General features: G+C 44.4%; 11 protein-coding genes. 9 read left to right on the forward strand and 2 right to left on the reverse strand.

Going from position 1 to position 14,454, the window contains the following annotated elements; translation table 11 throughout:
* Positions 1 to 346: 346 nt before the first annotated feature.
* Together G9G53_RS23235 and G9G53_RS23240 are read left to right on the forward strand one after the other, a co-directional pair.
* A complete protein-coding gene (locus G9G53_RS23235; protein WP_029518502.1) occupies positions 347 to 1,198 on the forward strand; it encodes an alpha/beta fold hydrolase in 852 nt (283 codons plus the stop codon).
* Positions 1,199 to 1,470: 272 nt separating this feature from the next.
* On the forward strand, positions 1,471 to 2,193 hold the full coding sequence (locus G9G53_RS23240) for a YjjG family noncanonical pyrimidine nucleotidase (RefSeq protein ID WP_165150576.1): 723 nt from the start codon (positions 1,471 to 1,473) through the stop codon (positions 2,191 to 2,193).
* Between the two features lie 297 nt (positions 2,194 to 2,490).
* On the opposite strand, the gene G9G53_RS23245 is transcribed toward G9G53_RS23240, so the two are convergent.
* Positions 2,491 to 4,767, reverse strand: a complete 2,277-nt coding sequence (locus G9G53_RS23245; RefSeq protein WP_165150578.1) for an alpha-galactosidase — start codon at positions 4,765 to 4,767, stop codon at positions 2,491 to 2,493.
* Positions 4,768 to 4,851: 84 nt separating this feature from the next.
* Positions 4,852 to 5,838 (reverse strand): LacI family DNA-binding transcriptional regulator, encoded by a 987-nt coding sequence (locus G9G53_RS23250; protein ID WP_029518499.1) that lies wholly within the window; start codon positions 5,836 to 5,838, stop codon positions 4,852 to 4,854.
* Positions 5,839 to 6,015: 177 nt separating this feature from the next.
* Here G9G53_RS23250 and G9G53_RS23255 point away from each other — a divergent pair, with 177 nt between their 5' ends.
* The 7 genes from G9G53_RS23255 (at position 6,016) to G9G53_RS23285 (ending at position 14,424) form a co-directional block, all read left to right on the forward strand.
* Positions 6,016 to 7,824 carry a cache domain-containing sensor histidine kinase gene (locus tag G9G53_RS23255; protein WP_165150580.1) on the forward strand — a complete coding sequence of 603 codons (1,809 nt, stop codon included), beginning with the start codon at positions 6,016 to 6,018 and terminating at the stop codon, positions 7,822 to 7,824.
* The gene (locus G9G53_RS23260; protein ID WP_029518497.1) at positions 7,817 to 8,923 is read left to right on the forward strand and encodes a response regulator transcription factor; all 1,107 of its coding nucleotides are present in this window, start codon (positions 7,817 to 7,819) and stop codon (positions 8,921 to 8,923) included. Before G9G53_RS23255 ends, G9G53_RS23260 begins: the two co-directional genes overlap by 8 nt.
* Positions 8,924 to 9,122: 199 nt before the next feature.
* Positions 9,123 to 10,424 (forward strand): ABC transporter substrate-binding protein, encoded by a 1,302-nt coding sequence (locus tag G9G53_RS23265; RefSeq protein WP_069011309.1) that lies wholly within the window; start codon positions 9,123 to 9,125, stop codon positions 10,422 to 10,424.
* Between the two features lie 79 nt (positions 10,425 to 10,503).
* The gene (locus G9G53_RS23270) at positions 10,504 to 11,382 is read left to right on the forward strand and encodes a carbohydrate ABC transporter permease (RefSeq protein ID WP_029518495.1); all 879 of its coding nucleotides are present in this window, start codon (positions 10,504 to 10,506) and stop codon (positions 11,380 to 11,382) included.
* A gap of 28 nt (positions 11,383 to 11,410) precedes the next feature.
* Positions 11,411 to 12,253, forward strand: coding sequence for a carbohydrate ABC transporter permease (locus G9G53_RS23275; RefSeq protein WP_029518494.1), 843 nt, complete (start codon positions 11,411 to 11,413; stop codon positions 12,251 to 12,253).
* Positions 12,254 to 12,739: 486 nt separating this feature from the next.
* Positions 12,740 to 13,441 carry a response regulator transcription factor gene (locus G9G53_RS23280; protein WP_069011312.1) on the forward strand — a complete coding sequence of 234 codons (702 nt, stop codon included), beginning with the start codon at positions 12,740 to 12,742 and terminating at the stop codon, positions 13,439 to 13,441.
* A complete protein-coding gene (locus G9G53_RS23285; RefSeq protein WP_165150582.1) occupies positions 13,438 to 14,424 on the forward strand; it encodes a sensor histidine kinase in 987 nt (328 codons plus the stop codon). Before G9G53_RS23280 ends, G9G53_RS23285 begins: the two co-directional genes overlap by 4 nt.
* The last annotated feature ends 30 nt before the right edge of the window (positions 14,425 to 14,454 follow it).

Below are 14,454 nucleotides of genomic sequence, written 5' to 3' on the forward strand. Positions count from 1 at the left end.
CCGTTAAGCCCTCCAGCGCCGATGGTACTTGGACCGCAGGGTCCTGGGAGAGTAGGACGTCGCCAAGCACGATAAAAGTATGACCTCTATATAAAAAACCGCGATAATCGCGGTTTTTTTGTTTCCCAAAAGATGTGTTTGTCAAAAATCCTGTATGAATGCCATAAGTCAAGACAAGTAAGACAAAAGTAAACCCGTTTTTTTTTTGAAAAAAACATGTTAAACTTTTCTCATAAAAATAAATGTACTTTCTGAGGTGAGTTGAAGTGTTGGAACGTTCTATGGAGAATACAAGGGAATTACACAAAGGAAAGGGAGTGATTTGAAAAAGAGAAGGTGATTATAAATGAGCACTTATCAAACAGTTTTTAGTGATGGATTTGAGCTGAAGTATGCTATAAGAGGTAACGGAAGGCCGATATTGGTGATCGGCAGTAGTGTATATTATCCTCGTTTATTTTCAGACCATTTATATAAAAAGTTTCAGTTTATTTTTCTGGATCATCGAGGGTTTGCAAAACCGAATCGAGCTTTAAAACCAGAAGACTATACTTTGGATAAAGTTATTAATGATATAGAAACAGCAAGACAATGCCTTCATCTAAATGAATTTATCATATTAGGACATTCCGGGCATGCCTTTATGGCTTTGGAATATGCTAAACAATACCCGGATTATGTTCAAAAAGTGGTGCTATTAAATTCAGCACCTACGAACAGCCAAGAAAGACAGCGGCAAAGCTCTTCATTCTTTTATGAAACGGCCAGCCCAGAAAGAAAGGAACGTTTTGAAAAGGACATTGTTTTATTAGAGGAAGATATCAAAAGAGACCCAGATAGAAGATTTGTTCACATGTGTATACGAATGGGAGCCCAAACCTTTTATGATTATGCTTACGATGCGGCTTATATGTGGAAGGATGTATACACGAATATGCCTATCATTGATTATTTATGGGGAGAAGCTTTCGGTAACATGAATTTAATACAATCCTTGGCGGATATCCATAAACCTGTATATATTGGTTTGGGAAGGTATGATTTTTTGGTTGCGCCAGTTTCTTTATGGGATAGGGTCGATGACACCTACGAGAACGTGAAAAAAGTGATTTTTGAATATAGTGGGCATAACCCAATGTTTGAAGAACCTCATTGTTTTGATCAAACATTAGCTAAATGGATTAATGAAGATCACTAGGATTTTTGCTAAATCATCTCTTAGATGCTCAGAAGCCCGTAAAATGAGAATCACCTTCATTTTACGGGCATTCTTATTGAGCGTTATTTACCTTTTGCACCGATGACAAAATACTATGACTTTGTTATTAGTGACTTGACGGTTTAACTAGGTTCTGTATAATAACCGAAAGGTAATAATGTATTGTTAGTTTTTCGTTGTACTACTATCAGAAACAATCTAAGACTCATGGAACTGAACAATAGTCGTAAAGCAATGATATGGAGGTCGTTATGAAATACGAAATTATTTTATTTGATGTCGATGACACGCTGTTTGATTTTAAAAAGGCAGAGAGTTATGCGCTACATAATACGTTTACCCAATTTGGCTTGCCACAAGGGGCCACGGAGTATAAAGCTAGTTATGATGAAATCAACAGCGTATTGTGGCGAGAGGCAGAGGAAGGACATATTACCTCAGCGCAACTGCGTGTGGAGCGGTTTAAGCGATTATTTACTTTTCATGATCTAGACTTTAATCCAGATGCTTTTAGTGCTGCATATTTACGTTATTTGGGTGAAGGTGCTTTTTTAATGGACGGAGCGGTTGAATTATGTGATATGCTGTCTGATTGTCGCTTGGCGATCATTACGAATGGAATCAAAGAGGTGCAAACCTCCAGAATTCAGCTTTCACCGCTGCGTGATGTATTTGAACAGATAATTATTTCAGAGGAAGTGGGTTGCCAAAAGCCACAAGCTGGTATTTTCGATTACGCATTTACTAAGCTAGACATTTCAGATAAGAGTAAGGTTCTCATGGTTGGTGATTCTTTGACCTCCGATATTCATGGAGGCAACAAATACGGAATGGATACCTGTTGGTTCAACCCTGCTGGGAAAACAAACGCGTCTGGCATTCAACCTACTTATGAAATAAAAAGCCTGATGGAGTTATCGAATCGTGTGCTTTCAAAGCGTCCCATCCTGAATCGTACATCGGCGGAAATCTAGATGAATGAGAAATTGGAAATCAGGATGAATAATGTCGAAATCAGAAGACGGAAGTTAAAGACACCGAAAAGTTGAATGAATTGTTTAGAGTTGTGATTACAGACACGTTCACTTAAGAAGGCATTGGTCATATGCTGGAAGATATAGAGGACGAAATTGAGACTAAGCGAGCGTATTTGGTAAGTGACATGGAGAGTCACGGTTAGCAACACGGGCACCAAAGTGATTAAACAAGGCAGGCCGGAAAATCGGTCTGCCTTGTTTTGATTTTTTTATCGTCACTGGCCAGATTCACAATTAGCAGGAAATAGCTTTAAGGCGGAAAGTAGAGCTGGTGAAGTCTCCAGAGAGATCCGAGACAACAAGCCCAATTTTCATTAGGCGGTCGCCTCCAAAAATTTCGCCATCAAACGCTACGCGGAAGGGGGAACCGCCATCTTCCACTAAGGTATTACCCGTATGGACTGCAGTGCTGCCTGTCGCCCCGTGTTCGATTATATACTTTTTATCTGGGCCAAGTCCTTTTAGAGTTAGTCGCCGGATGGGCCCATTTGGTTCAGCAAGTACGCGGAAGTAAGCGACAAACGCTTCGGATTGGTCCTCGCTAACAAACATCCAGGCCGTGTCGCCTCGGCCTTCAAACGGACTAAGAAGTCGATACATATCTCCCTGCTGTACAAGGGAACGGATTTCTTTATACTGGGCAATTTGTTTGGCAGCGAGTTCTTTTTCTTCATTCGTAAATGCAGTAAGGTCAAGTTCGTAGCCAAAATTCCCGCTCATTGCCACGTCGCCACGTATGGCGAGGGAGGTGTTTCGTCCCACCTGGTGGTTCGGCACGTTCGATACATGTGCGCCCATGGTACTGGCCGGGTACACGATGCTTGTTCCATACTGGATAGCCAATCTTTCAATGGCATCGGTATCATCACTGGTCCATGTCTGCGGCATATAGTAGAGCATTCCGGGATCAAATCGCCCACCGCCTCCAGAACAGCTTTCGAACAAGATGTCCGGGAACTGGGAGGTCAGACGTTCCAACAGATCGTAAAGTCCGAGCATATAACGGTGCGCAGTTTCCTTTTGTCGTTCGCTAGGGGCTGTAGCCGAAGCAATCTCCGTCATGTTACGGTTCATGTCCCACTTGACATAAGTGATTGGAGCGATCGAAAATACGGAGCTAAGCGTCTCGTACAAGTAGTCGCATACTTCCTTGCGGGAGAGATCGAGCACCAGTTGGGATCGGCCTTCCGTCCGCCGCCGACCTTCCGCATGCAGGCACCAGTCGGGATGGTTGCGGTACAGTTCACTATCAGGTGATACCATTTCCGGCTCAACCCACAAACCAAACTGTAATCCTTGTTCATTAACCCGTTTGGCCAGGTCAGTAAGACCGCCGGGCAACTTGTGGCGGTCTTCGAACCAGTCCCCAAGCGAACTGTTGTCGTTGTCTCGCTTACCAAACCAACCGTCATCAAGAACAAACAGCTCAATTCCAAGAGGCCCCGCTTCTTTGGCAATCGCCTCGATTTTATCGGCGTCGAAGTCGAAATATGTGGCTTCCCAATTGTTCACGAGAATCGGACGTTCTTTGTCACGGTAAGCCCCTCGGCACAGACGTGTGCGATAGAGTCGGTGATAGGTGCGTGACATGCCCCCAAGACCTTCTTCGGAAAAGACCAATACGGCTTCAGGAGTCTGGAATGACTGACCCGGCTCAAGCCGCCAGGAGAAGTCAAAGGGATTGATTCCGATACTTACACGAGTCTGACTGAACTGCTCTACTTCTGCCTGTGCGACGAAGTTGCTGCTGTAGATTAGACTGAAACCGTACACATCCCCACGATCTTCAGTCACATCAGGCCGAAGCAGTGCCAGAAAGGGATTCATTTGGTGACTGCTGGAGCCCCGTCTACTCTCGAGCCGAATGGAGCCAGGTCCGAGGTCGCGGCGTTGGATATGTCTTTCCCGAACCCAGGCTCCAGGTAAGTAGAGGGCTTGGTAGTTGGAATCGGCGAAGTCGACAGAGGCGCTCATGGCGTGTTCAATATTCATGGTAGCGCTTCCCTTTTGTTCAAAAAGAGTAGATCTAGCAATGGCACTGTGGTTCGCAAATACAGTATAGAGCAGTGTAGTCTTAAGCCCCGAGTATTGATCCTCAAGGATCAAATAGAGGGTTGTGGCTTCATCATCCGATTCGGCATAGACGGAAGGAAGTCCCTCGAGCTTGGGTTTACCCGGTTCAATACGGTAACCACTATATTTTAGCTCAGTAGTTCGAGTTCCGTCCGCAAGTGCAACCTGGTAAGCCGGTTGACGAAAGTCGCTTGTTCCATACTGGGGGTATTCCTGAGGAAGCGTGTCCAAAGAAATTATACGACTGGAAGAAACGGGAGTGGGAGAGAAGGAGCAACGCTCCCTAAGTTCCAATATACTTGCGAGACTTTGGTCATGATGAAGTTGAGCTCCCCAATAGACATGTGCGGGATATCCTTCTACTAGCTGGATAATATAGCTGCAATCCTTGGACTGCAAATGAAACAAACCAAGCGCTTCGTTAACATGAATGTTCATGATATTCACTCCTCAGGGGTTATCATATTGATTGTTTTACGAAAGGATATTAATCAATGACAATAAGACTCTCAAGTACTAATTTTAGCCTTTTTTGCATGAGCTTTCTCGAATGACAAGCTTAGTCCCGATCACGCTATACGCAGGTGGTTCACGCCCCTCAAACCGTTCAGAGAGCAGTTGCACGGCAGCCTTTCCCATCTGTTCGGGATATGCACGGATAGTGGTTAGCGGAGGCTGCACGAAGGCTGCCATCTCAATGTCGTCGAAGCCAACAACAGCCATATCCTCTGGTACCTTGACTCCAAGTCCATGAAGGGCGCGGAGGGCACCAATAGCGAGCGGATCGCTTGCGACGAAGCAGGCTGTCGGTCGTTCCTGTTGGGCTAGGAGTTCGTTCATCATGAGATAACCATCCGCGGTACTCCAGGAACCTATACGGACGAATTGAGGATTGTACAACCCTTGTTCCCGCATGAATCGTTCAAAATAATGCGCCCTTCGCTCACCGTCGCTCTTACCGCCGATAAATCCGATTTGTCGATGGCCAAGCTCAAGTAGATGTCCGAGTGCCTGATCAACAGCTTGTCTGAAATGAAGTCGTACAGAATCATACTCCAACTGTTCATGGTACTGGTCGACAAGGACAATGGTGTTCTTGTCAGGATGAAGCTTGAATACCTCTTCAGGATCAACGCCGCCCACAACAATCAGACCATCCGCCTTCTGTAAGGTGCCGATGGACGAGCGGCCTCGCAAGGTCTGTCCCAACGTCAGGCCAAGCTCTTCACAGCGCAGTTCGATTCCACGGCGGATCGAGGCGTAATAAGGATCGTCTCTTTCCTCCTCAATAGAACACCACAGCAGGAGGGAGACCATTTTCCCGGCCCGTTCCGTATTCTGCTTTAATTGCCTCAGCCGGGTAGGCTTATACCCGAGTTGCTCGGCAACCAAAAAAATTCTGTTTTTGGTGTCTGAGCTTACGGACAGTGACAGATCGTTATTTAAAACCCTTGAAACGGTTGCGGCAGACACACCCGCTTCGCGGGCAATGTCTTTAATGGTTGCCAAAAGAGCTCACACCTTTTTAGTTAATAATTTTACTAAAAATCGACTTTATCCTAACACATCTCTAAAGTACTTTCAAGATGGACGGTTGAATTTTTTAAACTTTATTTTTGATCTACTACTGTAGAGATTGTTTGTGTTAACATGATGGATATTCTCTTGATGACGGAGGGGTTCTAGGTGAATATTCTGTCACTAGCTCGTAAGTGGTTTGGTCGACTTCGCTTTAAAAGCAAGGTTATAGCGGTATTTCTTCCGCTAATTATTGTTTCTCTGCTTATTCTTGGACTATTGTCCAACCAACTTTTCAGCCGTTCTTTGATAGACCAAACTACCAGCAATGTGGTCGATGAGTCTCAGCTTATCTTGTCTAGGACCGATTACATATTCAGGAGTGTGGAGACGGCGGCCAATATTATGGTCACGAATATTAACCGGATGTATGATTCATACGGTGCCAAACCTGATACTGCCATGGAGCCTATTCAGTTTGGAAACTTGATGCAGAGCCGCCTATCCATTGATTTGTCAATCTTTCGTGAGGTGGATGCCGCTGTCTTCATTGATAACGAAGGGAAGATTTTCGCCTCTTATACCGAAAGCGGGGATGATCGCAAGATCTATAGCATGCTTAAGCGGGTAAGGGAATCTGAAAGTTATGGACAGGCCCTCTGGTTTGATATGGAGAAGAGGGATTTCCTAACACCAGATCCGAGCTCTCCCGTTTTGACGCTGGGGAAGACGGTCATTAATATAGACACCGGCGAACCATATGGAACGCTTTTTCTGTTAGTGAAGGAAGAAGGTTTGTCCGATTACTTTCGTTCCAGCGATCCAGATGCGCCTAAATCTTATTATTTTTTAGATAACGAAATGCGCGTGGCTGTGGCAGAAGACAATGAGATGCTGATGAATCCGGTGAATCCGCAGTTGGGTGAGGCCATCCAACGTTGTGCCCCTAATGCATCCCATGGAACGTGTTCATTCGAGTATGAGCGCAACCTGATAACGGTCACTGATTATAACCGTATGGAATGGAAGTTGGTCAATATTGTTTCTCTTAGCCTGCTTACAGCTGATGTCCGGCAAAATGTTAGATTGTCGCTATTAATCGGTGTGTTATGCCTTGTTTTTTCCTGGCTGGGTGCCAGCTTTCTGTCCAGAATGGTCGTTAGTCCTCTCGAACAATTGACTAAGGCCATGCGAAAAGTAGTAACTGGTGATTTGCAACCTGTTGCGACAGTCCGTACTGAAGATGAAATCGGTACCATTGCGGAAGCGTTTAACTTTATGGTAAGACGGGTTCGGGAACTGCTGGATGAGGTAAGGCAGGAACAGAACCGTAAGCGTGAATATGAGCTTGCACTGATAAGCGCCCAAATTAAACCGCATTTTCTGTACAACACTTTGGATACCATTTATGCACTCAATGAGTTAGATCGTAATGAGGAGGCTAGAGATACTACAAAAGCGCTGGCAGATTTTTATCGAATGGTGCTGAACAAGGGACGGGAACTAATCACTTTAGAAAAGGAAGCTCAGATTACTGATGATTACCTGACGATTCTGCAAATCCGTTATCCCGATGTGTTTCGCTATGAAGTGGATATTCCTCCCGAGTTTGAAGGTACACCGATCCCGAAGCTCTCGCTTCAGCCGCTTGTCGAGAATTCGATTTACCATGGCCTTAAGAAGAAAGGAACAAAAGGTTTTATCCGCATTTTTGCCTTTAGACAGGGCGATAAGGTGGTCGTTCGAGTGGAGGACAACGGTGTGGGGATGAACGAAATACAGGTTCAGACCATTATGTCCAGACATTTGCCGGAAGAAGGAATACGATCAATCGGCACCTACAGCGTTCAGCAGCGGCTGAGCCTGTATTTTGGCGAGGAGTATGGGATATCCGTGCAAAGTGTGCTCACGAAGGGAACAACTGTTGACCTGTCGCTGCCGATGCTGCCAAAGGGGAGTGAACACCAAAATGTATAAAGTGATGATTGTCGATGATGAACCGCTGTTCCGAGACTTTCTGCGTATGAAGATAGATTGGGAAATTCATGGTTTTCGGGTTTGCTGCGAAGCAAGGAACGGACAGGAAGCACTTCAGGAAGCCGAGCGGCATCAGCCACATCTCGCCCTCGTAGATATCAATATGCCCTTCATTGACGGAATTGAATTAGCCAAGAGGTTGAAAGTCAAGTTCGAACGCATCGTTATTGTATTCATATCTGGACATAACGAATTTGAATACCTACAGAAGGCGGTTCGAACCGGAGTACAGGATTATTTGTTGAAGCCGTTCAATGCAGAAGAAATGCTCTCGATGTTGGAACGCATTAAGCCGAAGCTACCGGTGCTTCCACAGGAGAGCGAAAGTGCAGAGTTAAGGGGACAGGGCGGCGAAGTGTTGCATAGCAGAGCAGGTATGCCTGATTTGGGCCATCTACGCGATGCGGTTGTGCTTGACCTCCGAATGAAAGACAGTGAAACGCTAGAGGAGGTCCGTAAGGCAATCCGTCAGCTTAGTAAATATAAATGGGGAGACGAATACGCAGATGCGATGCTTATGGGAATCGTATCTTTAGCCCTTTCCTTTGCCAGTGAACGAGGCATTCCTTATGACCGGCTATGGGAAAATGGAGGAGACAATTCTCCTTACGAACGGCTGCGAGAGTTAGATTCCTGGGAGGCTGCTGAAGGTTGGATGCTCGCTCTATACCGCAAGCTGATCCAACTGATGGAGAATATGCGTCCTACGAAGGCTTCCAATTTATTTGTGGCGGCGATCAACTATATTGAGGAACATTATGCAGACTCAGAGCTGTCTGCTGAGCAGGTTTCGTGCGGAGTATTCGTCGATCCCAGCTACCTGCGCCGCGTATTTCGCAAGGAGTCTGGCTTTTCCATAGTGGATCATATTACACACATCCGAATGAAGAAGGCTAAGGAGCTTTTGCTGAAAGGAAATCGGAAGCTGTCAGAAATCGCTGAAAGTGTAGGATACAGTGACCCCAATTATTTTGGCAAATGCTTCAAGAAACGCTTTGGCATGACACCCACTGAATATGAGCAACTCAAAAAAAGGTAGCGCCTGTCCTGCGAGGCAGGACAACTTCGATTTAAGCCTGGCGGTTTTCCTATATACGGAGAACCGCTGCTCTATTTGTCCCGTTTTTTACTGGTTATGCCCGTTTTATTCCTTAATCAAGAATAGAAGCGGCAGTATACTGTAGTCATGCAAATGAAAGCGCAAACATAAAACACACTGCATGAGGGGGATTAAGCAAATGAAAAAAACTTACAAAAGTTGGAGTGCAGCTTTGCTAGTGCTCACTATGTCGATTGGATTGATTGCTTGTGGGGAAGATAACTCGACCTCTTCCAAGAGCGAGGCAGGGGACGGTACGATCAAATTAAAGGTGTATGCACAACATTTTGATGACGATACCATAAAGCCGTTCGATTATGCGGTGGAAGAGCTTAAAAAGAAGATGCCAAACGTAGAAATTGAACTGGATCCTGCCGTACAGGACGGAGGACAGAAGCTTAAAACTTATGCGGCAACGGGCAATATGCCGGATGTCTATTTAGCGGATTGGGCTGTCCTGCAAACTTTCGCAAAATCGAAAAATGTTGAGGTGCTGGACAACTATGACACAACGGCCGAATTCAAGAAGAATCTTAATCCGGGTGTTGAATCGCGTTTGGTAGCTCCAGACAATCATGTATATGCTTATCCCGAAACCGGCATTGAATTCCAAATGATCTATTACAACAAGTCAATTTTCGAGAAGGTAGGAATTAAAACACCGCTTAAGACGATTGACCAGATGACCGATGCAGCGAAAAAGTTGAAAGCTGCTGGTTACGTACCTATGTCAATCTTTGCCAAAGAAAAATGGATTACGACCGCTTTCTATAATGGGCTGGTTACAAGGGAGCAGCCGCGTGGATTTGGAGCACTTGATGAGAAGGGTGTAAAAGCATTGCCGGAAGCATTCGTAACAGCGGCACAGCAGATGAAGCAACTGCAAGCAGCCGGATTATTCGATGCAAACGCGACGAACACCAATTATGATCAGGCTTCGTCCCTGTTTTATCAGGGCAAAGCTGCCATGTTCGTGAATGGACAATGGGAAATTTACAGCTCACAGGAAAAGCTGGGCGACCAGGTCGACTGGATGTACTGGCCTGCAAAGGATGAAGCAACCTACGAGAAATCCAAATATTTCATTGACGGCTCAGGTTCTCCGCAGGGCTACGCAGTATCATCAAGTAGCAAAAATAAGGAAACAGCCGTAAAGGTAGCGGCGTTCCTTGCCACAAAGTCAGCCGAATACAGATACACTCAACTTGGAAGCCCAATTGTTTCGCAGAAAGTGGATAAGCCAATCGCCTCCAATGTTCCAGCAATGATGCAGCGAGTTGTCAAAGAGTTGCTGCCAAATGCGCAGGAATATGCTCAACTTCTGAGTAGTACAAAAATTCAGAACACTATTAATGACAATACTCAGAATTTGATGGTAGACAACTTTTCTGAAAACGATTTTGTGAACAATCTGAATAGCACATTGGATAAAGAAAACTGAGAATTCAGGAACTCGGCTGCCCTTGGCGGCATAAGTCGCTAGGGGATGCTGTTCCGAAGATAAGGGGTGGAAGCAAGATATGAATAAATATTTGGGGAACAAACCGGCACTCGCACTGTTTCTCCTCCCTGCTTTGATACTGTATAGCGTAATTTTGATATATCCCGTTCTGCAAACCGTTCTTCGCAGCTTTTATGATTGGGATGGACTGAGTACGCTGACCTTTTCGGGACTGAGTAATTATCGGGAACTGTTCTCCGATCCTCTACTTGCTACTTCGCTTAAGAACGGATTAATATTTGCCATTGTTCTGGCGGTCTTTCAGATCGGACTGGGAACACTATTAGCGCTAATCTGTGCTGACCCGCGCACACGCGGGCGAAAAATACTGAAAACGTCTTATTTTATCCCAGTTGTCCTATCGGTAACCGTGGTGTGCCAGCTGTGGATCGCAATCTATGACCCAACTAACGGATTGATCAACCGACTGTTTGATCTCTTGAACATCCCGTACCAGCAAAATTGGCTGAGCTCCCCGACAGCATCGATTATTGCCATTGCCTTCGTTAATGCCTGGCAGTTTATGGGTTATCAATTTGCGTTGTTATATGCGGGAGTTAAGTCAATACCCGAAGACTACTTTGAAGCCGCCACGATTGACGGTTGCAGCAAATGGAGAGCGCACTGGCATGTCACGCTTCCACTGATGAGGGAAACGTACAAATTCTGCTTCATTATTGCGATTACCTCTGGAATAGGGGCCTTTGTGCAGATGCTGATTATGACAAACGGAGGGCCCGGCACTACAAACTATACATTGACATTCATGATTTACCGTTATGCTTTTATGGAAAGCAATTATGGGTATGCGTGTGCTGTATCCGTGCTGCTTGTACTAATCTCACTACTGGCAACTGTAGTTATCAATAAGCTGTTCGACCGCGGACAAACCGCCTGATAAGGCGTGTATTGAAAAGGAGAACGAAATGAGTAAAACTGCTTTGAGCAAGTTCAGACAAGCTGTTCTGCAGATACCGCTGTGGTTGTATTTTATTGTCTCGGTCTACCCGTTGTTCTGGATGGTTTCCTACTCGTTCAAGAACAACGATGAGATCTTTGTCTCTAACCCATTTGGACTGCCAACGCATTTTCGTTACGAAAATTACATCAATGCGTGGACGCAATTTAATATTCCCCGTTACTTTCTGAACAGTCTGGTTGTGTCAACGATTTCGACTTTGTTCATCCTTTTGCTGGCTCTGATGTTTGCCTTCGCAGTGGCTCGTATGAGATGGAGGTTTCGTTCTGCTGTCCGAACTTATATGATCATAGGAATGTTTATGCCACTGCAGGTTATCATGATACCGCTGGCGATTCTGGTTCGCGATTTTCATCTTACGAATACGTACGGAGCTCTTATTCTTCCTTATATCGCAATTGGGCTTCCTTTCTCGTCAATGATTTTCTATGGATTCCTAACAGCAATTCCTAAAGAGATTGAAGAGGCGGCATGCATGGATGGAGCTAATATTTATAGACTGTTCCTGAAAATCATTATGCCACTTGCATTGCCTGCAATTGCGACGGTAGCCATTTTTCAATTCTTGAACAACTGGAATGAGTTCACTTTGGCCTATATTCTAATTTCTGATGAAAATATGAAAACATTGCCTCTAGGCTTACTTTTCTTCCAGGGTTCCTACAGTACGGATTGGGGAGCCATGGGAGCTGTTATGACTATGGCCTCCTTACCGATGGTACTTGTCTACCTGTTCTTGAGTGAACAAGTGGAGCGGGCGATGACGGTAGGTTCCGCTGTAAAAGGATAGAAAGGATAAACTGCCCGGGGTTGAGAATCAGAAAAAGATTCTCAACCCCGGGCAGTTTTGTTATGTACATACGTTAGTTCAATCCGACGATGGTCTGTAGGTAATCAGAAACCTTACAGCAAAGAAATGTTTTTGTAAGATTCAACTGTTGTTCGTTATGTAGAAGCTAATTATGCTGGTAAATAGCTAGGCAAGGAAAGAAGTGAGCAGTTTGAAAGATCCAAAGCAAAGTTTCAATGAAATATTAAAAAATCGTAAAAGAACTATTATAACAGTCATAGTTGTCGTTATTATAATTACATTGTTAATCACTCTGGTATTTGGCACCATGCATATTATCCGGGGTTCTATATACACTACCACGAAAACCTCTTAAATCTACAACCAAAGGGGATTAGATTGTTGTTATTGCTTGAATGATCAAATAAAGGCATTATAGAGAAATCAGTTGTTAAAAATTCAAGCACTAAGAAGGTAGAAAACACGATGCAAAAGATATTAATAGTAGAAGATGACCCTCAAATCAGCTCCTTGCTCCAATCCTATCTTGAGAAATATGGTTATCAAGGAATTATTGTTTCAAATTTTGATCAAGTTCTGGCTATCTTTGAAGAGGTAAAGCCTGATTTGGTACTACTTGATGTGAATCTACCTCGTTTTGATGGATTTTATTGGTGCAGGCAAATACGGACTCAGTCTACATGCCCCATCCTTTTTGTGTCTGCACGTGATGATAAAATGGATCAGGTCATTGCTTTGCAAAACGGAGCAGATGATTACATTACGAAACCATTTTATCCCGAAGTACTACTGGCCAAAGTAGAAAGTAATTTACGGCGTGCCTATGGTTCCTATGCCGTTGCTCCACCATCACGATCCTTAACGGTGTCAGGCTTGACTTTGTATCCCGACATTATGGAACTTGTATACCATGACAAGCAGGTAGAGATGAGCCATAAAGAAGCGGCCCTACTGGAGCTATTGATGACATATCCTAAGCAGGTTGTAGGGCGAGTTCATATCTTAGAGGCTTTATGGGATGATGACCAATATGTAGGGGAGAACACTCTGAATGTTTATGTCACTCGTGTCCGCAAAAAACTGAGCGAGCTGGGACTAGGGGATATCATAGAGACGGTTCGAGGGGCTGGCTATCGGCTTCACTTGACTGAGGAGGAAGAACGGTGAAGCTTTTTTGGCGCGACCATTTTTCGCTGGTCATTTTTAATATCATCCAACTTTTTCTTGTGTTAAGTATCTATTGGATGGATGGTTACCGTAACTGGTCGACGGCCCTATATTCCGTCTTTTTTGGGTCCATCCTATTGGGGGGCTATTTGCTGTTCCGGTTCGTTATGTATTCTGGTTTATATCGCATATTATCCACTACAAACATTAAAGATTTAGATGAGCTTATTCAGATGAAGGTACTTAATCCGTTAGCCGCTTCTTTACAACATTTGCTTTTGCAATATTATCGATTGTATCAGTCCCGAATTCATCAGTTAGAGCATCAGCAGCGCGATCATATTACGTTTATCAATCAGTGGGTTCATCAGATGAAAACTCCTCTTTCTGTTATTCATTTAATCCTTAAAGGAAGAATAGACCCCGAATCGGATCAGATTCACGATGAGATTGATCGAATGGGAAAAGGACTGGACATGATTTTGTATATGTCACGATTGGAATCCTTTGAACCTGACTTTCATGTGGAGCCTGTTGTATTACGAAAGCTGGTTAGTGATGTGATTTATGATAACAAAAGATTATTGATCCGCAACGAAATTTATCCTTCCAATGAAGTGGACGAGCAGTTGAGTGTGATTACCGATGCCAAATGGCTAAGATTTATCATTAACCAATTGGTGACCAATGCGGTAAAGTACTCTTCAGGTCATGCCCGCAGTCTGAAGCTGATGTCTGACGTAAGAGAGCATGTCATTGTGTTGGAAGTAAAGGATGAGGGGATTGGTATCCCTAAAAAAGACATAGAACGGGTATTTGAGGCTTATTACACAGGTGAAAATGGGCGGAAGTATCGTGAATCAACCGGGATGGGACTCTATTTGGTGTCTGAAATCTGCAAAAGACTGAATCATGATATTCAATTGAAATCGACGGTTGGTAAAGGGACGACGGTTCAAATCCTGTTTTCCATTGGCAAATGAGAAACCTTACAACACATTTAAGGTTTTTGT

Origin of the sequence: Paenibacillus sp. EKM206P (assembly GCF_011066155.1) — a bacterium.
Taxonomy (GTDB): domain Bacteria; phylum Bacillota; class Bacilli; order Paenibacillales; family Paenibacillaceae; genus Paenibacillus; species Paenibacillus polymyxa_D.

Excerpts from the sequence above, each read along its gene's own strand:
- G9G53_RS23275 (WP_029518494.1), top strand. The coding sequence starts at position 11,411 with ATGAGTAAAACTGCTTTGAGCAAGTTCAGACAAGCTGTTCTGCAGATA.
- G9G53_RS23240 (WP_165150576.1), top strand. The coding sequence starts at position 1,471 with ATGAAATACGAAATTATTTTATTTGATGTCGATGACACGCTGTTTGAT.
- G9G53_RS23235 (WP_029518502.1), top strand. The coding sequence starts at position 347 with ATGAGCACTTATCAAACAGTTTTTAGTGATGGATTTGAGCTGAAGTAT.
- G9G53_RS23245 (WP_165150578.1), bottom strand. The coding sequence starts at position 4,767 with ATGAACATTCATGTTAACGAAGCGCTTGGTTTGTTTCATTTGCAGTCC.
- G9G53_RS23270 (WP_029518495.1), top strand. The coding sequence starts at position 10,504 with ATGAATAAATATTTGGGGAACAAACCGGCACTCGCACTGTTTCTCCTC.
- G9G53_RS23260 (WP_029518497.1), top strand. The coding sequence starts at position 7,817 with ATGTATAAAGTGATGATTGTCGATGATGAACCGCTGTTCCGAGACTTT.
- G9G53_RS23265 (WP_069011309.1), top strand. The coding sequence starts at position 9,123 with ATGAAAAAAACTTACAAAAGTTGGAGTGCAGCTTTGCTAGTGCTCACT.
- G9G53_RS23280 (WP_069011312.1), top strand. The coding sequence starts at position 12,740 with ATGCAAAAGATATTAATAGTAGAAGATGACCCTCAAATCAGCTCCTTG.